The sequence below is a fragment of the Acetobacterium bakii genome (assembly GCF_001263355.1).
Taxonomy (GTDB): domain Bacteria; phylum Bacillota; class Clostridia; order Eubacteriales; family Eubacteriaceae; genus Acetobacterium; species Acetobacterium bakii.
Map to the genome: position 1 here is coordinate 1 of NZ_LGYO01000040.1, position 25,091 is coordinate 25,091.

26 protein-coding genes are annotated in these 25,091 nt (G+C 39.8%); 17 read left to right on the forward strand and 9 right to left on the reverse strand.

Annotated features, from left to right (window positions below; all coding sequences use genetic code 11):
• On the reverse strand, positions 1 to 198 hold a 198-nt coding region (locus AKG39_RS14460; RefSeq protein WP_050741117.1), incomplete at its 3' end, for a zinc ribbon domain-containing protein.
• A gap of 293 nt (positions 199 to 491) precedes the next feature.
• Between AKG39_RS14460 and AKG39_RS14465 the strand changes: the two genes are divergently transcribed.
• Positions 492 to 806, forward strand: a complete 315-nt coding sequence (locus tag AKG39_RS14465; protein ID WP_050741118.1) for a cupin domain-containing protein — start codon at positions 492 to 494, stop codon at positions 804 to 806.
• 40 nt (positions 807 to 846) lie between these two features.
• On the forward strand, positions 847 to 2,034 hold the full coding sequence (locus AKG39_RS14470) for an anaerobic nitric oxide reductase flavorubredoxin (RefSeq protein ID WP_050741119.1): 1,188 nt from the start codon (positions 847 to 849) through the stop codon (positions 2,032 to 2,034).
• Positions 2,035 to 2,252: 218 nt separating this feature from the next.
• Here the strand turns inward: AKG39_RS14470 and AKG39_RS14475 are convergent, their stop codons facing one another.
• Both AKG39_RS14475 and AKG39_RS14480 read right to left on the reverse strand, forming a co-directional pair.
• Positions 2,253 to 4,604: an ATP-dependent DNA helicase gene (locus tag AKG39_RS14475; RefSeq protein WP_050741120.1), complete on the reverse strand. Its 2,352-nt coding sequence runs from the start codon at positions 4,602 to 4,604 to the stop codon at positions 2,253 to 2,255.
• A 94-nt stretch (positions 4,605 to 4,698) separates the two neighbouring features.
• Positions 4,699 to 5,826, reverse strand: coding sequence for a putative sulfate/molybdate transporter (locus tag AKG39_RS14480; RefSeq protein WP_050741121.1), 1,128 nt, complete (start codon positions 5,824 to 5,826; stop codon positions 4,699 to 4,701).
• Positions 5,827 to 6,102: 276 nt separating this feature from the next.
• Between AKG39_RS14480 and AKG39_RS14485 the strand changes: the two genes are divergently transcribed.
• The 6 genes from AKG39_RS14485 (at position 6,103) to AKG39_RS14510 (ending at position 11,649) form a co-directional block, all read left to right on the forward strand.
• On the forward strand, positions 6,103 to 6,801 hold the full coding sequence (locus AKG39_RS14485; RefSeq protein WP_050741122.1) for a response regulator transcription factor: 699 nt from the start codon (positions 6,103 to 6,105) through the stop codon (positions 6,799 to 6,801).
• A 2-nt stretch (positions 6,802 to 6,803) separates the two neighbouring features.
• Positions 6,804 to 8,207 carry a HAMP domain-containing sensor histidine kinase gene (locus tag AKG39_RS14490; protein WP_050741123.1) on the forward strand — a complete coding sequence of 468 codons (1,404 nt, stop codon included), beginning with the start codon at positions 6,804 to 6,806 and terminating at the stop codon, positions 8,205 to 8,207.
• Between the two features lie 113 nt (positions 8,208 to 8,320).
• The gene (locus tag AKG39_RS14495; RefSeq protein ID WP_050741124.1) at positions 8,321 to 8,932 is read left to right on the forward strand and encodes a methyltransferase family protein; all 612 of its coding nucleotides are present in this window, start codon (positions 8,321 to 8,323) and stop codon (positions 8,930 to 8,932) included.
• A gap of 79 nt (positions 8,933 to 9,011) precedes the next feature.
• Complete coding sequence (locus tag AKG39_RS14500) at positions 9,012 to 9,587, forward strand: flavin reductase family protein (protein WP_050741125.1); 576 nt, start codon at positions 9,012 to 9,014, stop codon at positions 9,585 to 9,587.
• 190 nt (positions 9,588 to 9,777) lie between these two features.
• The gene (locus AKG39_RS14505; protein WP_160316201.1) at positions 9,778 to 10,338 is read left to right on the forward strand and encodes a TetR/AcrR family transcriptional regulator; all 561 of its coding nucleotides are present in this window, start codon (positions 9,778 to 9,780) and stop codon (positions 10,336 to 10,338) included.
• A gap of 147 nt (positions 10,339 to 10,485) precedes the next feature.
• The gene (locus tag AKG39_RS14510; protein ID WP_050741127.1) at positions 10,486 to 11,649 is read left to right on the forward strand and encodes an aldo/keto reductase; all 1,164 of its coding nucleotides are present in this window, start codon (positions 10,486 to 10,488) and stop codon (positions 11,647 to 11,649) included.
• 45 nt (positions 11,650 to 11,694) lie between these two features.
• Here the strand turns inward: AKG39_RS14510 and AKG39_RS14515 are convergent, their stop codons facing one another.
• Positions 11,695 to 12,609 (reverse strand): ketopantoate reductase family protein, encoded by a 915-nt coding sequence (locus AKG39_RS14515; protein ID WP_050741128.1) that lies wholly within the window; start codon positions 12,607 to 12,609, stop codon positions 11,695 to 11,697.
• A gap of 181 nt (positions 12,610 to 12,790) precedes the next feature.
• Between AKG39_RS14515 and AKG39_RS14520 the strand changes: the two genes are divergently transcribed.
• On the forward strand, positions 12,791 to 13,171 hold the full coding sequence (locus tag AKG39_RS14520; RefSeq protein WP_050741129.1) for a metallopeptidase family protein: 381 nt from the start codon (positions 12,791 to 12,793) through the stop codon (positions 13,169 to 13,171).
• Between the two features lie 132 nt (positions 13,172 to 13,303).
• Positions 13,304 to 13,786 (forward strand): GNAT family N-acetyltransferase, encoded by a 483-nt coding sequence (locus AKG39_RS14525; protein ID WP_050741130.1) that lies wholly within the window; start codon positions 13,304 to 13,306, stop codon positions 13,784 to 13,786.
• A 55-nt stretch (positions 13,787 to 13,841) separates the two neighbouring features.
• On the opposite strand, the gene AKG39_RS14530 is transcribed toward AKG39_RS14525, so the two are convergent.
• Positions 13,842 to 14,714 (reverse strand): PhzF family phenazine biosynthesis protein, encoded by an 873-nt coding sequence (locus tag AKG39_RS14530; protein ID WP_050741131.1) that lies wholly within the window; start codon positions 14,712 to 14,714, stop codon positions 13,842 to 13,844.
• Positions 14,715 to 14,877: 163 nt separating this feature from the next.
• A complete protein-coding gene (locus tag AKG39_RS14535) occupies positions 14,878 to 15,432 on the reverse strand; it encodes an acetate uptake transporter (protein ID WP_050741132.1) in 555 nt (184 codons plus the stop codon).
• 408 nt (positions 15,433 to 15,840) lie between these two features.
• On the opposite strand from AKG39_RS14535, the gene AKG39_RS14540 reads away from it, so the two are divergent.
• The 6 genes from AKG39_RS14540 (at position 15,841) to AKG39_RS14565 (ending at position 21,345) form a co-directional block, all read left to right on the forward strand.
• The gene (locus tag AKG39_RS14540; RefSeq protein ID WP_050741133.1) at positions 15,841 to 17,568 is read left to right on the forward strand and encodes an MATE family efflux transporter; all 1,728 of its coding nucleotides are present in this window, start codon (positions 15,841 to 15,843) and stop codon (positions 17,566 to 17,568) included.
• Between the two features lie 14 nt (positions 17,569 to 17,582).
• Positions 17,583 to 19,214 carry a PP2C family protein-serine/threonine phosphatase gene (locus AKG39_RS14545; RefSeq protein WP_050741134.1) on the forward strand — a complete coding sequence of 544 codons (1,632 nt, stop codon included), beginning with the start codon at positions 17,583 to 17,585 and terminating at the stop codon, positions 19,212 to 19,214.
• Positions 19,211 to 19,765 (forward strand): GNAT family N-acetyltransferase, encoded by a 555-nt coding sequence (locus AKG39_RS14550; protein WP_050741135.1) that lies wholly within the window; start codon positions 19,211 to 19,213, stop codon positions 19,763 to 19,765. Before AKG39_RS14545 ends, AKG39_RS14550 begins: the two co-directional genes overlap by 4 nt.
• Positions 19,762 to 20,379, forward strand: a complete 618-nt coding sequence (locus AKG39_RS14555) for a GNAT family N-acetyltransferase (RefSeq protein ID WP_050741136.1) — start codon at positions 19,762 to 19,764, stop codon at positions 20,377 to 20,379. Before AKG39_RS14550 ends, AKG39_RS14555 begins: the two co-directional genes overlap by 4 nt.
• Entirely contained in the window at positions 20,360 to 20,770 is a 411-nt protein-coding gene (locus AKG39_RS14560; RefSeq protein WP_050741137.1) for an ATP-binding protein, read from the forward strand. The genes AKG39_RS14555 and AKG39_RS14560 overlap by 20 nt, the downstream gene beginning before the upstream one ends.
• An 89-nt stretch (positions 20,771 to 20,859) precedes the next feature.
• Complete coding sequence (locus tag AKG39_RS14565; protein WP_050741138.1) at positions 20,860 to 21,345, forward strand: GNAT family N-acetyltransferase; 486 nt, start codon at positions 20,860 to 20,862, stop codon at positions 21,343 to 21,345.
• 52 nt (positions 21,346 to 21,397) lie between these two features.
• Here the strand turns inward: AKG39_RS14565 and AKG39_RS14570 are convergent, their stop codons facing one another.
• From AKG39_RS14570 to AKG39_RS14580, 3 genes are read right to left on the reverse strand one after another with little or no spacing between them, the layout of a single operon-like run.
• Positions 21,398 to 21,892, reverse strand: coding sequence for a flavodoxin domain-containing protein (locus AKG39_RS14570; RefSeq protein WP_050741139.1), 495 nt, complete (start codon positions 21,890 to 21,892; stop codon positions 21,398 to 21,400).
• Between the two features lie 23 nt (positions 21,893 to 21,915).
• Positions 21,916 to 22,302, reverse strand: coding sequence for an FMN-binding protein (locus AKG39_RS14575; RefSeq protein WP_050741140.1), 387 nt, complete (start codon positions 22,300 to 22,302; stop codon positions 21,916 to 21,918).
• 12 nt (positions 22,303 to 22,314) lie between these two features.
• Complete coding sequence (locus tag AKG39_RS14580) at positions 22,315 to 22,770, reverse strand: MarR family winged helix-turn-helix transcriptional regulator (RefSeq protein WP_050741206.1); 456 nt, start codon at positions 22,768 to 22,770, stop codon at positions 22,315 to 22,317.
• 310 nt (positions 22,771 to 23,080) lie between these two features.
• Here AKG39_RS14580 and AKG39_RS14585 point away from each other — a divergent pair, with 310 nt between their 5' ends.
• A complete protein-coding gene (locus AKG39_RS14585; protein ID WP_050741141.1) occupies positions 23,081 to 25,075 on the forward strand; it encodes a S8 family serine peptidase in 1,995 nt (664 codons plus the stop codon).
• The last annotated feature ends 16 nt before the right edge of the window (positions 25,076 to 25,091 follow it).

Below are 25,091 nucleotides of genomic sequence, written 5' to 3' on the forward strand. Positions count from 1 at the left end.
CATTCCTGGTTTTTCTTTAATCAGGTAGGGAACACTGACTTCAATCATTCTTTCTAATGATATTTCTGTTGTGAATTCACCATTTTTATAGCAGACAGCACAAAAGTCCCTGCTTTTCTCGCCGTTTTTTTCACTACCATACAGTTTGTTCGTTTCACCCATGGGTTTACCACAACTTTGGCATAGTTTTTCACTCATGCTCATACCTCCAATCATAGTGATTAATTTATGTTCATTGTACTATATCCAATAGATCTAACCAACCAGATTGTTTTGTACTTTGATAAAATAATTAAAAAGGATCGTTGCTTATATTAACAGCCTATGAAGCATAGACAAAATAAGCTTGCCTTAGCAGCATTGACAATAAAGCTGCTGAAAAATTTGGTTTGCATATCATAAACCGGGTATAATAATTAATATACTCAGTTTTAAGTCATTTATTGAGTTTAATATGCATAGTACCATAAAATAAAAGGAGCGATAAAAAAATGATTGAGCAAAATTTTAAACTTAAGTTTGGAAATGAAAAAATTGTTGAAAAAGTAATTCAGGATGAAAACCTGCATTATCTTCATATGATTTTTAACAAAGGGGAAGGTTTGCCCGAACATTACTCAAATTCCGTGGTTTATATGACTGTTTTAAGAGGACAGTTATCCATTAGATTGGATGACCATGAAGCACATCAATATGAAGCGGCTACTGTACTGAAAATTCCGTTTAAAACAAAAATGAATGTCAATAATCTGGATGACGAAACCTTGGAGTTGATTGTTGTGAAGGCACCTGCTCCAGTTAAATAATTGACATTATAAACTAAACTTTTTATGAAGGGAAAATTAAATGAATAAAATAATTAAAAATAACGTCAGCTGGGTTGGAAAAGTTGACTGGGAGCTCCAGCAGTTTCATGGGAATGAATTTTCAACCAATCATGGTTCCACCTATAATTCCTATTTGATCCGGGAAGAAAAAAATGTTTTAATTGATACGGTTTGGATGCCATTTGCCAAAGACTTCGTGGAAAATTTATCCAAAGAGATCAATTTGGATGAAATCGATTTTATTGTGGCCAATCACGGCGAAGTGGACCATAGCGGTTCACTTCCAGCATTAATGGAAAGAATCCCAAATGTTCCGATTTACTGCACAGCAAATGCAGTGAAATCATTAAAGGGTCAATATCACCAGGATTGGAATTTCCATGTGGTTAAAACAGGGGATAAGATAGATATCGGTAATGGCAAAGAATTAATATTTGTTGAAATGCGTATGCTTCATTGGCCGGACAGTATGGCAACTTACTTAACCGGTGACAATATTTTATTCAGCAATGATGCCTTCGGTCAGCATTATGCAACCGAAAAATTATTCAATAATTTGGTTGATCAATGCGATTTGTATCAAGAAGCTATCAAATATTATGCAAATATTTTGACACCCTTTAGTGCCATCCTGCGAAAAAAGCTGGATGAGATTATTGCCTTTGGACTGACCATTGATATTATCGCTACAAGCCATGGAGTCATCTGGCAGGATAATCCTATGCAGATCGTTACGAAGTATGCCCAGTGGGCCGGAGATTATCAGGAAAACCAAATTACCATTATTTATGATACCATGTGGAATGGCACAAAAAAACTAGCTGAGAAAATAGCTGAAGGCATCTCTCTTGCCGACCCGGATGTTGAAGTCAAGCTGTTCAATCTTCCCAAAAGTGATGAAAATGACTTAATCACCGAGGTCTTTAAATCAAAGATGGTCCTTATTGGTTCCCCCACCATCGGGGGCAGCATCCTTCATTCAATCGCTGGCTTTGTTCATCTCATGAAAGAACTGAAATTCAAGAACAAGAAAGCGGCAGCCTTTGGATGTTATGGCTGGAGCGGTGAGTCAACAAAGGTTTTAAATGAATTATTGTCAGCCGCAGGCTTTGATGTGGTCAATGAGGGATTGAAAAATTCATGGAATCCCGATGCTGAACAAGCGGAATTAGCCGTTGCCTTTGGTAAAACAATAGCCGAGCTATAAAAACAATTTAAGATACAGGTAGCAGAAATAATCAATCAAACTGGGGGCCTTGCAATTGCAAGGCCCCCAGTTTGATTGAAGACCGTGATTTATTTCATAGATCATGATCTTTTTAAATAAAGTACAGGATCATAAAAAAGCGATGTGACATATTTGTGTTCACAGAATTATCCCGTTTGCCAGGGTCATCGGGAATTGGATACACTATCATTAATCTATTAACTATTTTCCCAAAAATCTTTTAACCCTTTTTCCAGTTCGCTTAAATTTCTGACTCTGGTATTGGGAAACCATTCCCTGGGAAACAGTTTAAGATAGCTATGTTCACTGAACCGTTCATCAATAACGAGAATAACACCCTTATCGGTTTCAGTTCGAATAACCCTTCCGGCAGCCTGTAAAACCTTATTCATTCCGGGATACAAATAGGAATACTCGTACCCACAATGGTTTTTTTCATTAAAATAGTCTCTGATAATATCCCGTTCAAAACAAATCATAGGCAACCCGACGCCGATAATAATCGAACCGATTAGACCTTCATGTTTCAAGTCCACGCCTTCAGAAAAAATGCCGCCCAGAACACAAAAGCCTAAAACACCATCACTGTTACGATACCGAAATAAATTTAAGAAAATTTCCCGATCATCCTCATTCATATTTGTGGATTGAGTAATAGTATAAACTGCCGGATAGCGTTCGGTAAACACTTCATAAACGTCGTTCATATATTTATAGGACGGAAAATAAACTATATAGTTGCCCTGTTTTTGCTTAATAACGGAATTAATGCATTTAGCAATGGCTAAATAGGTTTTTTCCCGATGCCGGTATTTGGTTGAGATGTTGTCGGCAATCAGAAGCTGTCTATTGTTGGTATCAAAGGGGGAAGGCAGACTGATTTTATAACTGTCAGTTCCGCCGCCCAGAATTTCTGAAAAATAGTCAAGGGGGGACAGTGTTGCCGAAAAAAAGATAGCGGCCTTGCCCCGCTTAATGGCTTCACTTAGAAGGTGTGAAGGATCCAGACAGAATAATTTTAGTTTTGTATCACCGTTGCTGTTTTCCACATAAGTGATGTAGCGTTCATCGTAGAACTCGGCTGTTCGCATAAAGGTCAATGCGTTGAAGTACAGTTCAAGCAACTTCTCATGGAGTTCGCTGCCTTCATTTTTGACCAGCCATTCTTCTGATTCACCGATGAAAGCTAAGAGTAAGGGGTAGCTTTCCTTTGGTTCACTCTTCTGAGTATAGTGCTGATCAGTATCCGCTAATTTGCGCAGGGATATCATATATGTATTTAATTTATTCAGACTCTTATTGATTCCTGGATCCTTGTCTTTAAATAATTTTTTCAGCTCAAGGATGGGTTTTTTATAGAGTTCGGCTGAAAACATGGACCTGGACCGATCAACCAGATTGTGAGCTTCATCAATCAAAAAAGTATAATCACCGGTATTATCCGAAAAAAAACGTTTAAGATAAACCCTTGGATCAAAAACGTAGTTGTAGTCGCAAATCACACAATCCGACCACAGGGTTAAATCCAGGGAAAATTCAAAGGGACAGATTTGATGCTTGCAGGCATAGCTTTCAATGATCGGCCGGGTAAAATAATTTTCATGGTTTAAGGCATCAAGAAGGGCATCATTGACCCGGTCAAAGTGACCTTTGGCAAATTTGCAGTGATCCGGATCGCAAAGTCTTTCCTCTTGAAAGCATATTTTATCCTTGGCTGTCAGGGTAACTGCTTTTAATTCAAGACCCTTATCTTTCATTTTGGAAAAGGCTTCCTCGGCTACTTCCCGGACAATGGTTTTGGCGGTGAGATAAAAAAGTTTGGAAGTATGACCTTCGGCTATTGCTTTGATGGCCGGAAACAGAGTGGACATTGTTTTCCCAATGCCTGTTGGGGCCTGAATAAATATTTTTTTATGTTCAACAATGGTTTTGTATGTCGCAATCGCCAACTGCCGCTGGCCGCTTCGGTATGTCTCAAAGGGAAAATCCAGGGCTTTGATGGATAAATCCCGTTTTACAACCCAATCCCTGGTGAAACTTGCCCAAATAAAATATTGATCCAAGAGATTATAAAAAAAATCCTTTAATTCATCTTGCCGGAAATGCTTGATGAATTTTTTTATAACATCCGTTTCCAATTGGTAGTAGGTCAGTTGGACATCAATCTCTAGAATATTATTTTGGACCGCATAAATAAAAGCATAGCATTTTGCCTGGGCCCAATGGGTTTCATTGTAATTTTCATCAATGATTTCCAGTGGTCTGTTGGTGGATTTTATTTCATCAACAATAATTAATTCATCCTTAGTGATAATGCCATCTGCACGGCCTTCAATCCGAAAGTTAAAGCCCTGATAATCGACACTGTATTTTAAGGACACTTCCGGGGCGTAGCCCTTGTCTTTATTCTCTTTTTGAATTTTCTGATGTATCCGGGTGCCTTCCAATGCACTTGAATTACTCATGAATTGGGAATCGATATCCCCGGAACGCAAAATGAATTCAACAAGGTTTCGAACCGATAGTTTTATTTCTGGTTTACTGGTCATTTTATCACCTTAAAATCTTAGGTTATTTACTTATTTAAGTATAACACATTTGAATAATGCAGGTGTGTTTATAACTCATGCGTCAATGCATGGGTCAATGTAACGAAGACTGTCCCCATTTCATTTTCTTCATAAAATAATAGAATGCCAACCCAACCAGAAATCCCACGGCCATGTTAATTAAAACAGCAGCTATGGCAGTTGCCACAAGCGATATCGCATCCGTGATTGTTATCTCTTCTTTAAATGTCTTATACCCGCTAAAAATCATCTGGTACCCTACAAAAAACATCATTGCACCTATAATAGCCATCGGAAATCTTCCGAATAACAAAGCGATAGAAGATCCAAGAAATATTCCTAGGCTTATTTCGATAGATCCTTCTATTATATTGGTTCCCCCGGTCCTGGCACCAAAAGTATACTGCCCGACTAAACCACCGGCTCCATGACAAAGAGGCATTCCCCCCATAAAAGGTAACACCAGATTCATAATCCCCATATTTGCAGAAAGCTGTTTCTCCGTCACATGACTGTCAGGCCAATAGGTCTTTAGTAACGCGGCCGTTGCAATAACAGCATTAGTAGCGGTAAGAGGGATTTGAGCGAACCCGGCTAAAACCATACCTTCCCACATTTCATTCAGTGTCACGGTTTGAAACTGGGGTAAACTCAACCCCCGATAAGCTATGTCAGCCATGTCTCCCTGGATAACCATAATACCGATTCCTCCCAAGATCAACACCAATGCCGCCGGAAAATATTTGTTATCTTTCAGCAAAATAATAATTACAAAAGCAGCTGCGCCCAGTATCCAATTTACACCCATCATCTTTAAAGCCTCAAACGCAAGCAGCAGACCAAGCCCTGTCTGAATGCCTCTCACCACTGATTTAGGCACGACGGAAGCAAGCTTATCCATAATCCCTGATAAGGACAACACAAGCCATACCATACCTGTGGCAATACCGGTGGCATAAATAAGCGAAGGTTCCCACCTTTGAGCGATGGCCGTAATAGCGATTACCTTCATCGGTTCTATGGGCATCGGAAGTCTATAGATGATGCCCGTTGCGATGTTCGCGATGCCGATTGTTATCAGCAAACCCACCGGATCCATTCCGCAGATGGCAATATATCCAACAACAAGTGGAAAGAGTGTTCCAAAATCACCCATGGATCCAGCTAATTCTCTCAGATTAAAATGAAAACGTCTTTTCACAGCAGTCCTCCTAAAAAGATCTCATAAAAATATATTTTGTTTATAAAATCTTATGTTTGTTAGCTGAGTTCTATTATAATTTATTATAAAATATACCACATTTGCTTTGTTTTAAGCATAAGACACTGCCGAATTGAAAGTAAAGTCATTGTTGTATTCAGGAATAAATGCTACTATAAGGTGAAATGCATTCGATTATAGATGATTTTCCTGTATGGCGTCAACTAGATTTTAATATAAATAAAACCACACTAATCTGAAGTAAGGGGGACTGTTATGAATGTATTGGTAGCCGAAGATGAAAAAGACATTCGCAACCTTTTAAGACTGCACCTCGAGGAAGCCGGTTATACCGTTTTTTTGGCAAAAGATGGCATCGAAGCCCTAGAGGAAATAAAGAACAACACCATTGATTTAGGCATTTTCGATGTTATGATGCCTCGATTGGATGGATTCAATTTGCTGCGAAAAATCAGGGAAACCAGCCAGATGCCGGTTATATTTCTCACTGCCCGTGGCGATGACATGGATAAGGTGCTTGGTCTGGGTTTAGGTGGGGATGACTACTTAGTGAAACCCGTCAGTATGACCGAACTCATTGCCAGGGTAGGGGCTCACCTCAGACGAAATTATGAATACCCGGAAACTAAAACCGCAAAAAAGTCTCGATTGGACTACGGAAGTTTGTGTCTTGATGAAGATGCCTGCTGTGTTTATCAAGACGGCGTTTTAGCAGAACTCAGTGCCAAAGAGTTTTTATTACTGCAATTTCTCATGAGAAATCCGGAGAAGGTTTTTACAAAAAAACAGCTGTACCGCCAAGTTTGGGATGATGATCTTTATTTTGATGACAACACCATTATGGTTCATGTCAGCCGACTTCGAAGTAAGTTGGAAAAGGATCCCAGAAATCCCGAATATATTAAAACCATTCGGGGTATTGGTTATAAATTTCATATTCCAAGAGATAATTAACCATGAAACATAAAATTCAAAATCGATTTGCGGCTGACTATGTGCTGATGTTTCTGATCTCCACCATTATTGGCATTTTTGCCATCATGCTGTTGAGTTTTGCCAGCGATATCATCTCCAAAAATCTCATTAAGTACCATGTTACCGCCGAAACCATCATGAAAGATGATTTTAATAATATCGATACCTCCGAGGTTTTGGCTAATAGCGGCGGGGTTCAAGTAATTAATTCAGATTATGAGGTTGTTTTTTCCCAGGGGATTAACACATTGCCAATCAACTTAACCCCGGAAACATTTACGTCTTTTTTAACCAATAGCCATGCGACCGAAGTACCTTTCAGTTACAGCATTGCCTACAATCCCAGAAATAATTTTTGGCTGGTGGTGACCTTCCCAACATCCATTCGAATTGATTTTGCGATTGTCCATAATAAGGACTATTCATCAGTGGATACCCAGGAGGTGGCCGGGGTCATTGTTGCCATCGTTTTATTCTATCTCATCCTGCTGGGAATCAGTACGGTTATTTATTCCAAACTTACTTCACTCAGCATCATTAACCCTCTGAAGAAGCTGTACACCAGTGCAAGTCGCTTAAAAGACGGTGACTATGCATCCCGGGTTGATCTTAACCTGGACAATGAATTTGGGGAATTGGAAAGAATTTTCAACGAAATGGCAGATGAAATCGAAAAGGAAATCGACCTGAGAAAACAAAGTGAAGAAAACCGCAAAAAACTGATACTGGATATTTCGCATGACCTTAAAAATCCCCTTGCCAGTATTATGGGTTATGCCGAACTTTGTTTAATGAAACCGGACTTATCGGAGGATCAACGACAAGCTTACTTAAAGATTATTTATGACAGCAGCACCCGGGCCAACCGTTTAATGACCGATCTTTTTGATTTATCAAAAATGGAAACATCCGAGTATATTCTCAACAAAGAATCGGTTGATCTTAGCGAATACCTTCGGGAGCGCATGAGCGAATCGGTTTCAAGTTTTGATGAAGCCGGGTTTTCCTCTGAATTTCATATCCCGGACCGAGAAATAGTTGTCAGTCTTGATAAAAAACAAATGAATCGTGTTCTTGAAAATTTAGTGGATAATGCTTTATCGCATAACAAAAGCGGCACCCATATCACTCTTGAGTTAATTGAAAAATCCGAATCCGTTGAGATCCGTTTCAAGGATAACGGGGTCGGGATTTCACCAGATCTCAGTGAAACCATCTTTCTTCCCTTTGTGAAGGGAGACCCCGCGAGACACTCGGAATCCGGAGGAACGGGTTTGGGTTTAGCCATCGTGAAGAAAATTATGATTGCCCATGATGGTTCCATCACCCTTTCATCAGATAAAGACTCCGGTTGCGAGTTTATATTGAGTTTGCCAAAAAGTTAAGATGGATTTAAGATTATAAACAGCCTCCTGTATGAATGACTTGTTATAGTAATAGCAAGGGTACGGCATAAAGCTTTTTATATGTGAACCCATTAAATTTGGAGGTAATTAAATTGGAAACATTACAAGGACATTTTCACAATTGGTTTGGGGTATTATTTTTTATTGTGCTTTATGGGGTCGTGCTTTTATTTCTGCCGTTTTACAAGAAAATGGACAAAAAACCCGCCGGGACTTACCTGGCCTTTGTTATCGCTTTTGCCATTGAGATGCATGGGATTCCCTTTAGTATGTATGTCATCTCCTGGATTGTCGGAAAAAATCTCCCGGAAGGAATTCTGTGGGGGCATACCCTGGTTGATACCATTGGTTTTGGCGGGATGTATATCAACATTGCCTGTGGTGCCCTGGGGATGTTCCTGATTATGAATGGATGGTATAATATTTACAAAAAGTATTGGTCTAAGGAAACGGGAACAGGAGCCTTGGTTGAAAGAGGGATTTACAAATACATTCGCCATCCCCAATATACCGGGCTTTTATTATTATCTTTTGGAATGATGGTGGAATGGGCAACCTTGCCGCTGCTTATTTTATATCCGGTGATGGTTTTTATGTATGTACGCCTGGCAAAAAAAGAAGAAAAAGATATGATCAAAGAATTTGGCACGGATTATGGGGATTATATGAAACAGACGAAAATGTTTATTCCCTATATTGTTTAGGAGGACTGATTTATTGACAAATAAGAGGATTTGTATAATACTAATATAATAGATTTCAATTAACAAGGAGGAAAAAGCAATGAAAAAATCAATTGGACCTAAAACATTTGCAATGCCCAGTCCAGTTTGGGTTGTGGGAACTTATGGAGAAGACGATCAGCCGAATATAATGACCGCAGCCTGGGGCGGAATTTGCTGTTCAGTTCCGCCATGTGTCACAATATCTCTGCAAAAACCACGGGCTACCTATGATAATATACTAAAACGAAAGGCCTTCACGATTAGCATTCCTTCCAGCAAGCACGCGGTTGAAGCTGATTATGTCGGCATTGCCGGCGGCAAAAATGCGGATAAGTTTGAAGTAACGGGTTTAACCCCGGTTAAAAGTGAATTGGTCGATGCCCCCTATGTTGAAGAATTTCCTTTGATTTTAGAATGCCGACTGGTACAGACGGTTGAACTTGGGATCCACACCCAATTCATCGGTGAAATCATCGATGTCAAGGCTGATCTCGATGTCCTCAACGAAAAGGGCGTTCCATCTTTGGAGAGAGTATCACCTTTTGTATTCAGTGCATCCGATAAGGGCTATTACACAATAGGGGAACAACTGGGACAGGCCTTTTCAATTGGAATGAAGCATAAAGATAAGTAGGATCATTCACCACTCATGTATTTTAAAAAAATATAAAATCAACCACTTCTATGTTTACACAAATAGAAGTGGTTGATTTTTTGAATGACGGAACTTTTGAGGAATTCAAAGTGTTTATCATCCAAAACTAATATTGACTATTTAGTCATTCTAAATTATAATTACTCACAGAATGATTAGGAGGTTAATGGTGGATAAAAAAGAAAAAATATTAGAAGCAGCTTTAAAGCTTTTCAATATGTATGGCTTCGACAATACTCCGACGGCTCGCATTACAAAAGAGGCAGGAGTCGCAACCGGAACACTTTTTAACTATTTTAAGAGCAAGGAAGAACTGATCAATGTCCTTTATTTGAATTGCAAGGATTCTTTAACCAGACGATTAGCCGCTGGGCTTGACCAGGAAAAGACATATCGAAGCAAATTGAAACGCATTTATATTAATTATATTGGATGGAGTCTTGAAAATACCGATGAATTTTTATTTTTTCAGCAGTTTTGCAACTCTTCCTGTATCGGTGAAGTCACACGCAAAGAAGGTTTAAGCAAGTTCAATAGTATCCTGGAGTTGATCGCAGAGGGTATGGAGAAAGAAATTATAAAAAATGTCAATCTAGATTACATCAGTACTGTGCTTATCGGTATATTGAATTCAAGCACCTATTACTTTATTGCAAATCCAGAGCTGGCAGTGGATGACGAATTTTTAGAAACCTCTTTTAATTTTCTCTGGGATAGTATTAAAAAATAATTTTTTAAATATGAATGACTAATCAGTCAATTTTGATTGGATGTTCTATTGTAAATACAATCTTTTTGAATGCATCTCATCTATTTTCATAATCGAGTTAACTTCTATAAAAGAAAAATAAAGCAACTGAAAAAGGAGTCCTATAAAATGAATTATCGAATTAATCCTAAAAATGGTGATAAACTTTCCGCCCTGGGGTTTGGCTGCATGCGATTTTCAAAAGATGAAAAAGAGGTCGAAAAACAGATCATTTTTGCCATTGAGAATGGTGTTAACTATTTTGACACCGCATATATTTATCCAAAAAGCGAAGCGATATTGGGCCGGGTGCTTGCAAAAGGTTATCGGGACCGGGTGAAAATCGCAACAAAGCTTCCACCGTATTTAGTGAAAAAATATGAAGACCTTGACAAAATTTTCAGTGCTGAATTAGAACGGCTTCAAACAGACCATATCGATTATTATTTCCTGCATATGCTGACCGATGTTACGATCTGGACGCGACTTGTGACCATCGGCATTTTGAAATGGATCGAAGCAAAAAAGCAAACCGGTCAGATTATCAATATTGGATTTTCATACCATGGCGGCAGGGATGAATTTAAAAAGCTGGTGGATGCCTATGATTGGGAATTTTGTATGATCCAGTATAATTTTCTTGACGAAAACAACCAGGCCGGAAAAGAAGGTCTGAAGTATGCCGCGGCCAAAGGCCTGGCTGTTATGATTATGGAACCCCTACGCGGCGGAAAACTGGTTACAAATCTTCCCAAAGAAGTCTATAAGATCTGGGATAACGCCTATGTGAAGCGATCTCCCGCTGAGTGGGCGTTTCGCTGGATTTGGAACCATCTGGAAGTGACGGTGGTATTGTCTGGAATGAATTCCCAAGCCATGGTGGAGGAAAATATTAAAGTGGCTTCGCAGGCGGAGGCTAATGCATTTACCGATGCTGATTTTGAATTATTTAATAAAGTGACACAAATATTAAGTGAAAAGATTAAAGTTCCCTGTACCGGATGCAATTACTGCATGCCATGTCCAATGGGTGTGGATATTCCGACCTGCTTTTCCTGTTACAATGATCGGGAAATCGAAGGTAAAACAGCTGCTATTGGCAAGTACATCATGCAAACCAGCATAAAGAGTCAAACGAGCAACGCATCCCTCTGTTCAAAATGCGGAAAATGCGAAAGCCACTGCCCTCAAAACATTAAAATTAGGGATGAACTGACCAATGTCACAAAAAATATGGAAGGCCTTTACTATAAACCAACCCGATTTTTAATTAAGAAATTTATGAAATTATAAAACCGTCTTCCTGCCACAAAGGTCTATCAAAAATATTATAAAAGGTTAAAGAACTTCCTTTAGCTTTTCTGAAATCTTTTGATACATAGGCATGGGAACCTTGTATTGTTCTCCCATGCGAAGGACTTCGAAGACAAGGCCGTCGATTTCCGAGTTTTTCCCCATATTAATATCCCGCTGTACGGATGTTGATGCAGTAGGGGCAAGGGTATCTAAAATATCCAAATTAAACTGGACAAGATCAACGTCAAAATGAATGTCCATGGCCACCGCCAGATCCTCTATCTCACGGACCAGCTTAATAAAGACATCTCTGATTTCCCCGGGTTTTTGAACCGATGCCGCCTCGGTATGGTAAAACAAACCGCAGGCGGCCATAGCCGAGATGTAGGAAAATTTCTGCAAGGCATCTTTTCTGATATCCGATGATAAAACCCCCAGAATATGGCAGTCATTTAAATCCGTTTCAATTTGTTTCAGAACCGGTCGGTATTGTTTTGGATCACGGACGCCGAAAAAGATCCTGAAAATTTCACCGTGCATATGAATGCGTCCCGGACCAGTAATATTGGCGGAAATATAAATACAACCATCAGTAACCAGCAGTTCAGGAAGCATTATCTGAATTTTTCCACCGGTTCCGTAAATGTTTAAAATAGGAATCACCACCGTATTTTTATGGGCAACCTGTTTAATAAACGGAACGATGGCGTCCAGGGAATACCCTTTGACACAGACAAAAATCACATCCGGGTGTTCATTATAATGCTCTGTGTCACAGGCCTTGATGGGGAAAACCGTGTAAGTACCCTGCCAGCTTGTTTCTACTTGCAGTCCGCTTTTCTGAATGGCTGCCAAATGATCGCCCCTCGCAATTAAAGTCACATCTTTTCCTGCTTTTGCCATATAAGCCCCAATACATCCACCTGTACCGCCTGCTCCTATAACCAGATATTTCATTTTACTCTCCTTTTTTCAAATATTTATTCAGCCATATTACTCTATTTTAACTTATTTTAATAAAACATCAAAACAATTCAAAATGATTTCTGCGGTGGTATTCATTAAAAAAGATGCATTGGTATCCATAATGCGATATAATTCAGTTATAATAGTACAGTGAAATTTTATGGAGGACACTATGTTTACTATCGATGAAACTGAAGTAATATTAAACGAAATAGCTGAAGAAATGCCTCAAGAATTGTATAATGAATTAAGTGGCGGCATCGTTTTAAGAGAAGAAATGAAACTTCATCCTAAAAGCAAAGACAATGATTTATATATTCTGGGGGAATACCATAGCGATAGTCAACTGGGAAATTTTATTGCAGTATATTATGGTTCTGTTATCCGTTCTTATGGCAACTATTCATTAAAGAATTACAAGAACGAACTTAGAAAAGTATTAAAACATGAATTCCTACATCATCTGGAGACAATGGCAGGTGAGGTGAGTTTAGCAGTAGAGGATTCCATTGAATTGGAAAAATATTTGGAATCGTGGGGAAAATCCCATTAATCCTGGAGTTTTTGATGTGAGGATTCTTTGGCAAAGAATAAAAGCTATGCTCAAAAAATTTGGTATTGCTTATGGCGATTATAGTAACAGACAAAAATGTTTATTCCATGTATTGTTTAGAGAGGAAATTAAATGAATAAAAATAATAATCTTGAGTTTAGATTTGCAGAAGAAAAGGATATTTCAATAATTCTGCATTTTATTAGTGCATTAGCAAAATACGAAAATTTGGAAAATGAACTGGTTGCCACCGAAAAACTCCTGAAACATTGGATTTTTGAAGAAAAAAAGGCTGAAGTGATCTTTGCAGTGGCTGATGGCAAAGAGGTGGGTTTTGCTCTTTTCTTTTATAATTTTTCAACATTTTTGGGTAAAGCCGGTATCTACCTTGAAGACTTATTTGTGTCTTCGGAATACCGTGGGCGTGGCTATGGGAAGGCGCTGATTAGAGAGTTGGCCCGGATTGCGGTTGAGCAGGGTTGTGGCCGGCTGGAGTGGTCCTGTCTTGACTGGAATCAGCCCAGCATCGATTTCTATGAATCCCTTGGGGCGAAAGCAATGGCTGAGTGGACTGGCTACCGCCTTGCCGGTGAAACACTAAAAAACGTTAAATAGGAACTCGAATTACGGCTGGTTTTCCCAGAATACCGGTCCGTATGGTCAGTATTTTTCATCTTAGATCAATTTCGATTTCGGATAAATTCAATGCTATTCCGCCGACTCTGACTTCAACAACTTCTTGCCCCTGAGAAATGATGGACACCATGATTTCTGAGGGCTTTTTCATTGCATAGCCCTGCTCAAAAACCAAAGGATATGGGGTTTGGGCTTTAAGCTTGCCATATTTAAACAGATAACAGCCAAGGGCACCATTAGATGTACCCGTTGCCGACTCTTCAGGGATTCCATAAAGAGGCGCAAAGTTTCTGCAGCAGGCGTCCGATCCATTAATTGATTCCAGTGTAAACAGGTGATAGCCGATGGTCTTATATTTTCTACTGATGGCTTTAACTTTTTCGAAATCCGGATTGATGCCATTGAGTATTTTCATGTTTTTTATGGGCACCATTATATCCCGAAGGCCTGTCGATACAATTTGCACCGGGAGATCCGCCAGCATCTGATCAGAATGTAGATTCAAGGAATCCGCAATTTCTTCTTTACCAATAATTTCATAAAAGATCGGCGTCTTTTGGGTCATCATAATTGATAAGTTGTCGTTTACCTTGACGTTTAAAACTCCAGCTTTGGTTTCCTGAGAATAGTTTCCCGGCTTAATAACATTCTGGCTTAAGAGGGTGTAAAAGGCTCCTATGGTGGCATGACCGCAAAGATCGACCTCTTCAGTAGGAGTAAAAAATCTGACCTTAAAGTCTGCGCAGTCCGACCGCATCAAAAATGCCGTCTCACTAAAGCCAAGAATTCCGGCAATCTTTTTCATATTATTTTCCGACAAAGAATCAGCATTCAGTACCACTCCTGCAGGATTTCCGCCGTCAATGGTTTTTGCAAATGCATTTAACGTGTATGCTTTTATTTTCATTAATCCACCCTTTCAACAACCTAGTTTTTTTATCCAACCCAATGGTATATTACAATTATATCATTCCTCTTATCTAAATATAAAGAAAGGGTTATTGCAATAGAACTTCCTTTTGCAATAACCCTAAATCTTACCAATGTAATGTGAAAATAATAATCGATAATTATAATGGCATGATCGTTTTACCAAATTCCTGATTGATAATCTGTGCTACTGCATTGTAAAAAGCAGAAAGACCACATACGATTCCAGTATATCCGGCAATTGTATGAATAGACTCTGAACCTGTAAAGTTTGCCAAAGAAAGAAGCAGGAATAAAAGCGTTAGTGAACCGAAAACCACTTGAGTTGCACGGTTATGCTTTAGCGTTCCAATGAACATAAATAAGCTAAATAAACACCATAGTCCCAGATAAAATCCCATGCTAATCGGATCTGCAGCTTCAATTCCAGTAAATGGATTAATCCAGATTATGATTAATGACCACCAAAAGAATCCATAGGCCGTGAATGCAGTTGCGCCGAAAGTATTGTTTTTCTTAAACTCCATAACGCCTGCGATAATCTGAGCAGCACCGCCAAGTGCAAATCCCATTGCAACAATAACAATTGAAAGTGGAATAAAGCCAGCATTATGCAAATTCAGTAAAAGGGTTGTCATGCTAAATCCTAAAAGACCAAGGGGACCCGGATTAGCAATGTTTGATTGGTTTGACATTTTCTATTAATGTCCTTTCATATTTCTATTTGAGTGAAACCCACTCGACATAGAGTAACATCTTTTTGTTATAAATTCAATAAATATTAAATATTATTGTTATAATAAATTACACATCCTATGTTATTCTCATTTTTACAACTTTACTCCTCTGAAAATACCGCTGATCACAACGCAGAAGTTAAAATATTTGGAACAATCTCAATAAATATCCGACAAAAAAGTCAATTTATATGATATAATACTCGGCATAATTCATTTCTAATTAGGCAATTATGTTTTCGTTTAATCATTTTATCATAAATTTCCGGGGAGTACATTTCTCGGCAAAAAAACTTGTTTTATGTGGGCTTTGACATATTGAAATCGATTCGTTTTTTGATATACCAAGAGAAAGGCAATGACAGTATGAACAATCAGCATTTTGTGAATAAGGCGTTTCGGGTATTTGTAATCAATAGCATTCTTTCTTCTGCAGGGATCGTTATGGGGACCTTTGTGGATGCGGTTATCCTAGGCAACGCCTTTGGAGAATCAGGACTGTCGGTATTGGCAGTGTCCATGCCGGTATATATGATTTTCAATCTATTTGGTTTCGCTTTTGGTATGGGTGGTTCCCTGAAAGTATCGGAATCCATTGGCGCAGAAGATAAAAACGGCGCCGGTACCTATTTCACTCAGGCAATGGTATTCTCTGTGGTTACCGGTGTATTTATTGCAGCGTTGGGGACACTATTTCTCCCTGAGATAATAAATCTCACCGGAGGGTCAGGTCTTGATGCCGCCTCTGATTATTTGGGTCCGATTATGCTTACCGCACCAGTATTTATTTTGGCACCGGTGCTGTCACTGCTGATTCGCAGTGACGCTGATCCGTTTTTGTCCACACTTGGCATCAGTGCATCGGTTGTGATCAATCTGGTCCTTGATCTCGTCTTTATCTTCGGATTGAATATGGGAATATTCGGTGCGGCACTTGCCATGATAATCGGACAACTTTCCGCAATAATGGTGTACGCGCTGCACTTTTTTAAGAAAAACAATCATCTAAAACTAAAACCATCTTCATTTAGTCCCAGAGCCGCCTACCGGCTTTTTCGGGGAGGATTCGGCATCGCATCCTCATATGTCTATCTCAGCATTACCCTTATTGTCATCAACAGCGTTTTAAGTGCAAAAATCGGTGCAGCCGGTCTCGCTGCCTATAATATTCTTTTTAATGTATCACTTTTTGCCTACGCCTTATTTGATGGCATTTCACTGGCACTGTCACCTCTTGTAGCGACTTTTTCAGGAGAAAAAGATACCGAAAGCGTATACAGCACCATGCGATTATCGCTGAAAACCTCCGTCGTTCTCGGTACTCTCTGTACACTGATTTTGCTGCTCTTTGCAGCACCCATAGCTTCTCTGTTTGGGGTAACCGAGGATCTACCGCTTATGGTCCAGACCATTCGAATTTTTGCCATTGCGGTGATGCCTTCCTGTTTCAACTGCATCATGGCACACTTTTATCAGACCATAGAATGGAGCTTTTTTGCCGGGTTTATTTATTTTTTACGGGGTTTTGTGCTGGTGATCGCGTTTAGTTTATGGTTCATTCCTGTTTTCGGGGTTTCAGGAACAGCACTGGCCATAGTTGCAGCTGAAAGCCTAACCATGGTGTTTGTATTGATTACTGCCATGGTTTTAAAGAAAAAAGGAGGCTATCGTAATCTTTTACTTTTTAAGGAACCGGTTATCCTTAAGGATTCACTCTATGAAACAACTCTTTCTTCCGATATCAAAGAACTGGAACGCTGCGTTGAGGAGGTCGAAGCGTTTTGCGAAAGGATGAATATTGACACCCGAAACGTCTATTTTATTAATCTGACCATTGAAGAACTTGCGGCGAATATTATAAATTTCGGATTCAATGACGGCAAAGCCCACTATATTAATATAAAAATCGTTCTGTTTGATGGAGATATCTACATTCGGCTCCGGGATGACAGTACCAGCTATAATCCATTTGAAGCTTCGGAAAAACCCGACGAAGATCTGGATTATCTCGGTGTTTCCATTGTCCGGAAAAAAGCAAAAGCCTTTGCTTACAACCGGACCCTCGTTTACAATAATCTTCTCATTATTCTCTAGAAAAGGTGGCATTTATGAACAGACAAAAAAGCATTCGAAAAATAAGTCTGAGAACCAAATTTACAACCGCAAGTATGATTCTGGCATTGGTACTTTGCATGATCATTATTCTTATCTCCTATTTTAGTTACCGGGATTCCATGTTTGACCGTTATGAGGAAAACATCACTTCCCTTGTACACACCGCCGCAGACCTTGTGCCTGTGGAGAAGGTGAACCAGTATTATGAAACAATGGAAACCGATGCGGATTACGATCTCCTCATCAAGCAGTTTCAGATTATCCAGGAACAAAACAATCTTGAATATCTATATGCCTATGTCCCAACTGAAGAGGGACTCAATGTTTTTGCCCAGGGCACTAAACCCGGAGAAGCCGGAAATTTTGTGCTGGGTGATGTTTTAGGCACCGATTATTATCCCATTGAGGATATCGAATCGGCAAATGCCCTTTTTACCAATCCCGACAAACCTAAAATATATATCACAAGAGGCAGTGACTTTGGTTACCTGATTACCGCCTTTGAAGTGATCCGAGATGATGGGGGAAATCCTTTACTGGTAGTAGGAGCGGATATGTCCATGAAAGTCATTGACGATACCCTAAGAGCTTACATTTTACTAGTATCTGGAATTTCATTGCTGATTTTCGGAACATTCATCACTGTTTATCTGGTTTTTCTAAATAAATCGATCATCAATCCTCTTCAAGTGATTGTTGATAATGCCACAGATTTTGTAAATATCAATATGGACGATAACATCGGCGAGATTGTGGCACTTCATATCGACGTAAAAACCGGTGATGAAATTGAAATGTTAGCCGAAGCATTTAACAAAATGACAAGCGACATCAGCCGGTATATTAAAGAGCTCACAAGCGTCACCTCTGAGAGAGAGCGTATCGAAACCGAGCTGCGTATTGCAAAGCTCATCCAGGAAGGCATGCTGCCCCGGAATTTTGATTTCCCGGAAAGAGATGAATTTACCCTTTATGCATCCATGCGTGCGGCAAAAGATGTGGGCGGTGACTTTTACGACTTCTTCTTTGTGGATGACGACACCTTCTGCATCGCCATCGGCGATGTTTCCGGCAAAGGCGTTCCGGCGGCTCTTTTTATGGCAATGACCAAAGCAACTGTAAAAGACCTTGTTCTACGGCGACTGCCGGTGGATGAAGTAATGACTGAAGCCAACATCAATTTATGTAAAAACAACGAACAGGGAATGTTTGTGACCCTATTTATTGCGGTTATTAATGTTAAAACCGGTGTGTTTCAATGGTGCGATGCCGGGCATGATCCCGCAATTATCTGGAAAAAAGATGGTTCGGTTGAAATGCTTAAAGGTAAAAAGGGATTTGTATGTGCCGGTCTTGAAACCGCTGTATACAAAATGAATGAATCAACCATTGAAAAGGGCGACATTATTTATCTTTATACCGACGGAATTCCTGAGGCTAACAATACGACCGGCCAATTTTACGGTATGGATCGATTGATTAATCTGATCAGCTCAAAAGCAGAACACGATATCAAATCGCTGTGTGCAAGTGTTTTAGACGATGTCGATAAATTCGCTCTCTCTGAGCCCCAATTTGACGACATTACCATGCTTGGATTTAAGTTTGTAGGAGTGCGAGAATGAATATTGAAATTATGTATGGACGATCGCTGTCGGTAGATGCATTCAATTCCATTCTTGAATTGGATCTCAAGGTTTTTGGAAAGAACATTCTGACCAATGAGGGTATGGCATTGAAACGCTTTCTGAAATTTAAGGATAGCATTATTGCCGCTTATTCGGATAACACACTGATGGGTTTTATATGCTTCTTCAACGTAAATCACGTCGTCTACCAACGCGCCATATTTGAGCAGGAGTATATTGATGATAATCTATGTGAACGTGACATTAAATCTCTGTCAAAATGGGAGGGAAACCATATCCTGCTGTTTGATTTCGTAATCGACGAACCCTTTCGCAATCAAGGGATTTCAACTTTGATACTTGATGCCATCAGAGATTTTTTGCAGCAAAAAAACGAGCTTGGTTATAACATCGAAAAGATATTTGGATATGCCATAACCCCCAAAGGACTCAAACTCCTATCATCCTTTGGGGGAAGAGAAATTTGGACTAGGGATGGCATTACATTGCTCGAAATAAATAAAGAATCATTTTTGAGGTTATCATGATAACGATAAGTGATCGAAAGCTAGACAAAATAAGCCTTGCATCCACTACGGATGTTTTAACCAAAGCCTTAAAGAATGATCCTTTGTATCAGGTAATATTTAATAACGAGAAAGAGCTGCGGCTGTATCTTAAGCTCATGCTTGACTACTATAATAAGAACGGCGAAATTTATACTGCGGTAGCTGATGATCAAATCGTCGGTGTCTCAATTTGGAATCTCAAGGGAACACCATTTGTCGGTATGCGCACCGTACTCGCAACCCAAAGCTTTAGGGATATATTTAAATTCTTAATGACGACCCAGATTAGAAGCATGATCAAGCTTAATAATGAAGGACTGATCACCGAGGGGTATCACTATAAGCTGGAGCATCATTATCTGTTTATAATCGCCTCTGTGATGAAAGGTGCCGGTCGTTCACTGATGGAATATGCCATTGCAAAATTCAACGACTTTCCAATTTATCTCGAAAACAGCAATATAAAAGACAACCGGCTTTTTTATGAGCGACTTGGATTCCATTCCTTAAAAATGATTGATGTGATGGGCATCTCTGTGGATTTATTGACCAACAGTAAAGGAGATCAGTTAAATGAAGAGCTTAACCGTTAATGCGTCAGAGGATAAACTGTCCGAAGTACTTGAATTTATCGGTACCGAACTTGAAGCTGCAGGAGCCAGCCCCAAAACACAATTTCAGATTGACCTGGCTGTAGAGGAACTCTATGTGAACATTGTCCATTATGCTTATGCACCGGATACCGGCGATGTAATTATCAAATTTAATATTGACGGTGAACCGCCATTGGCCGAAATTCTATTTATTGACCAGGGAAAACCCTATAACCCCCTTGAGAACCCTGATCCTGACATTACATTAACCGCTGAAGACCGGGAAATCGGCGGGCTGGGTGTTTTGATGGTTAAAAAGACCATGGATGTGGCTGTATACCGCTACGAGAACCAAAAAAATATTATGACAATAAAAAAATCCTTGCACTAGAGTAGGGGAGCCAAAGAATTGGTGATCCAACCCACCCCGATAAAATCATCTCCATTACCCTGTTAGAATAAGTAAAAGAGGTACAGCAAATGGAAATTACAATACGCGGCTATGCGGATTCGGATATCGAAACGATGACGCATATTTGGAATGAAGTGGTTAGTGAAGGAATTGCTTTCCCCCAGATTGAGGGGTTAACAGCTTCCACTGCCAAAGCTTTTTTTGCATCACAAAGCTTCACCGGCGTTGCGGTTGTAAAGGATGAGGTCCTGGGGCTTTATATTCTGCATCCTAATAACATCGGACGCTGCGGTCACATTGCCAATGCAAGTTTTGCAGTTATATCCAGCGCCCGGGGTTTGCATATCGGTGAGAAATTAGTTTCCCATTGTTTAGAACAGGCCAGGAAAATCGGTTTTCAACTGCTGCAATTCAACGCCGTTGTCCGAATCAATTTCAGTGCCATTCATTTATATGAAAAGCTTGGTTTTATTAGACTCGGCATGATTCCCAAAGGATTTTTGCTGAAAGACGGAACATATGAAGACATTATTCTTTTTTATCATACATTATGAATCACCTTAAAAATCACCGGTTTCTTAAATTGAAAAACCAGGGATTTTATGATTAATGACATTTGCTTTGTATGGTTTGCACCATTTTTTCAATGTTTTGAGGCAGTGGTTTTGTCTGTGGATTATTTTCTTTGGCGGTGGCTTTTTTCATAAGATTGGTGATTAATTTATGCGAAAGTTTCATTTTATCTGTTCGTAACTCGCCGCCAAAATTTTCGATTGAAAGCGCACTTTTTAATAACGGTTCGGGAAAAGCATTTATAATGTTATCATCAAAATTATCTGGGGTTCCGCAAGAAATAAAGAATCCCAAGTTTTTATTTTTCAATGCTGCTTCATTTGAAATACAATACTCTTTTATTTTTTTCTGGATTTGCCCCATATAAATAGATCCGCCGATTAGAATGGTGTCATAGCTGTCTAATGCCGGGATGGTGCCTTTACCGATGTTCACCAGACAAACTTCGCCCTCTAATTCATTGGCAAGCTTTATTGCACATTCTTTTGTGTAACCATAAGTGCTGCCAAATAATATCATTGTTTTCATAAATTTAAATCCTCCTGATATTTCTAATTTGTTAACGCGTTTTCTATTGATTTTAAATAGGCCTTGCTTGTTACCGTTGCACCACTGATGGTGTCAACGGTGGTATTCTGTTTTTCGATAACGCTGTTAATAATTTCATTGGTTGCTTCCTGATTTTCAAAGCTAACAGTTTTTACAACATGAATCTGAGCTATCTTTTGATCACTGACCGTGACCTCCACAGTGTTCGTCCAACGTCCGGCTTCATAACTGCCAGAGTAGGTACCGTCCTCAATTTTACTGAGATCCACAGCGTTAATCGCTAAATTTTCTCCTGTTTCTAACCCGCTGGTAATGTATATAAGACCACCACCAACCAACAATACTAGCACCCCAACAATACTCAGAATAATAATCATTACTTTCTTCATTTGAAACACCTCCTAATTAATTTCTTTTTCCATTTCAGCTAAATTGAATAACATTTTTTCCAGAAGAGATCGTGTCGCTGTCATTTCTTCTTTAGAAATGTTTTTAAATAATTTTCGGGTAAAGTTTTCAGCTTTTAATTGACTTTCTTTTGCAAAGACATTAATTCGATCCGTTAATTTTATGCGCAAGACACGAGCATCATTTTTATCTTTTTCGAGCAGAAGAAAACCCTTTTTCTCAAGCTTCAAAGCAACCTGTTTGACATTTTGATGAGAGCTGCCCATGGCTTTAGCCACTTCTTTGATTGAGGGATCATGGTCGAAAGAATTTTCGATAACTATAATCAACAGCCATTGCTTTGTAGTTAAATCATGTTCTTGCAATTCTCGCCCAAGCAGGGTATCCATCTGGTTTGAAACAATTAACACACTGCCAAAAATAAATTTATCGTCGATCATAGAATCCATAATTTCCAAGAACTACCTCCAAATACGCTATTAAGGTAATGTATTACCTTAATAGATAATACATTACCTTAATTCCTATGTCAATGCTATTTTAAAAGTTTCTCAATTATTTTTGTTTTATTGAGGATTGTTGGGCTGGCATTTTAACCGAAATACCCTTAGTTTTGGTTATAAGTATTGTGTTTTATCGATTGCCATGGGGAATAATATTGGCTATGTAATTTACACAATAAATAATTTGTATTCTACTTGACTTAAAGCGGTAGATATCTAATAATAAAGAATACACAAATAAGAAAGAGGTATATCATTGGAATTTAAAAGACTAATTGTTCTCCTACTGGCTATGGTTTTAATTGTCGGTTCATGTCCCTTTGGAGTAATAGCCCAAAGCCAGTCCATAACAATCCAAAGCTTGGATGAAGTAGCGAATCTCAGCGAAAGTTCAAACATTGATGATGAAATCATCGTTATTTATGAGGATCAAGCCAGTGTGGGGGATCTTGCCCTAACAACCCAGGAGGTCAAGGGTGGCGAAACCCTAAATAATCGGGTGGACATTATTGAAGTCGCCGACACCGTTGATTCGGATGCCCTGGTAACTGAATTATCAGAAAACCCCAATGTGCTGGTGGCCGAAAAAAACAGCTATATCCAGACATCCGTACTTCCAAATGACCCCTTACTGTCAGCTGAATGGCAGTTTGAGCGAATCGGTGCCGATGCAACTTGGAATCAGGTGAATAATTCAGAAACCCTGGTAGTGGCTGTTATCGATACAGGTCTAAACACCGAACATCCAGATCTCAAAGAAAACATCGTTAATGGTTACGATTTTGTAGAAGGAACAACTAATGTAATAGACCTATCCGGTCACGGCACCGAGGTCAGCGGATGCATCGCCGCCATCACTAATAACGGCATCGGTATGGCCGGCATTACCGGAACTGCCAACATTAAAATTGCCCCATATCGGGTGGGGGGACTTACTGATAATGATCCGAATCTGGATGTGGGCTACATCTGTGCAGCCTTATATGATGCAGCAGGTCGTTCAGATGTGAAAGTAATCAATATGAGCTTTGGGGGATACATGGTTTCCTCTGCCCTGCGAACTGCTGTAGCAAATGCCGCCAGTGCCGGTAAGGTTTTGGTGGCAGCTTCGGGAAATGAAGGCAGTAATCCAGAGTATCGCGGGGAGTTGGCGGTACCGGCTTCCTATAATAATGTGATTTCAGTCGGAGCAACCAGCGATACCAATGAAATTGCTTATTTTTCCCAGTATAACAGCATGGTGGATTTATGCGCACCGGGGCATCAAATTTACACCACCAATCATGATGGTGCTTATCAGTTGGCGTCTGGAACCTCATTTTCAAGCCCCATCACTGCCGGAGCCTGTGCTGTTTTAATGGCGGCTGATCCAGCTCTGAGCAGTGCCGAAGTGGAAACTATTTTAAAAGAAACTGCCCTTGATTTCGGAACTCCCGGAAGGGATGACTACTACGGCTATGGGATGATCCAGCTGGATGCAGCTCTGGCTAAGGTTACCCCCAGTGCTCCCCTAACCATTGATAGTTTTACAGCGGATAAACCAACCGGCCAAACCATTGGAACTCCCATTACCCTGAGTGCCGCCGCCAGCGGCGGGACCGGTAACTACACCTATGGTTTTTACTATGAGCTAAACGGTACACAAACCACCATCCAGGATTATAGTAGCGCCAGTACCGCCAGCTTTACACCGCTAACCCCGGGGATCTACACCCTGTCCGTTGAAGTTGTTGATGAAAACAGCAAAATCCTAAAGAAGTCCATTGTTAATTATGTCATTAAAGAAACCCCGGCGACATCAATCAGTTATCGAACCCATGTTCAAAATATCGGCTGGCAGGGTTTCGTGGCTAATGGAACACTCAGCGGGACCACTGGGAAATCCCTGCGACTGGAAGCCATAGAAATCAATGCGACCGCTCCGAACTATGACCTTGGCGTAAAATATAAAACCCATATTCAGGATATCGGCTGGCAGGATTATGTAGCTGATGGAATCATAAGCGGTACCACCGGACAGTCCCTGCGGCTGGAAGCCATCCAGATCGAACTCACCGGCGGAGATGCAGATTTATTTGATATTTACTACCAAGTCCATGTTATGAATATCGGATGGATGGGCTGGGCAAAGAATGGGAGCAGTGCCGGAACCGAGGGACTATCCTACCGAATGGAAGGCATCCGAATTCAAATTGTGCCCAAGGGAAGTGCGGCACCGGGTGCGACTGATAATCCATTTATTTCAAAGTAATAAAACAATTCGGAAG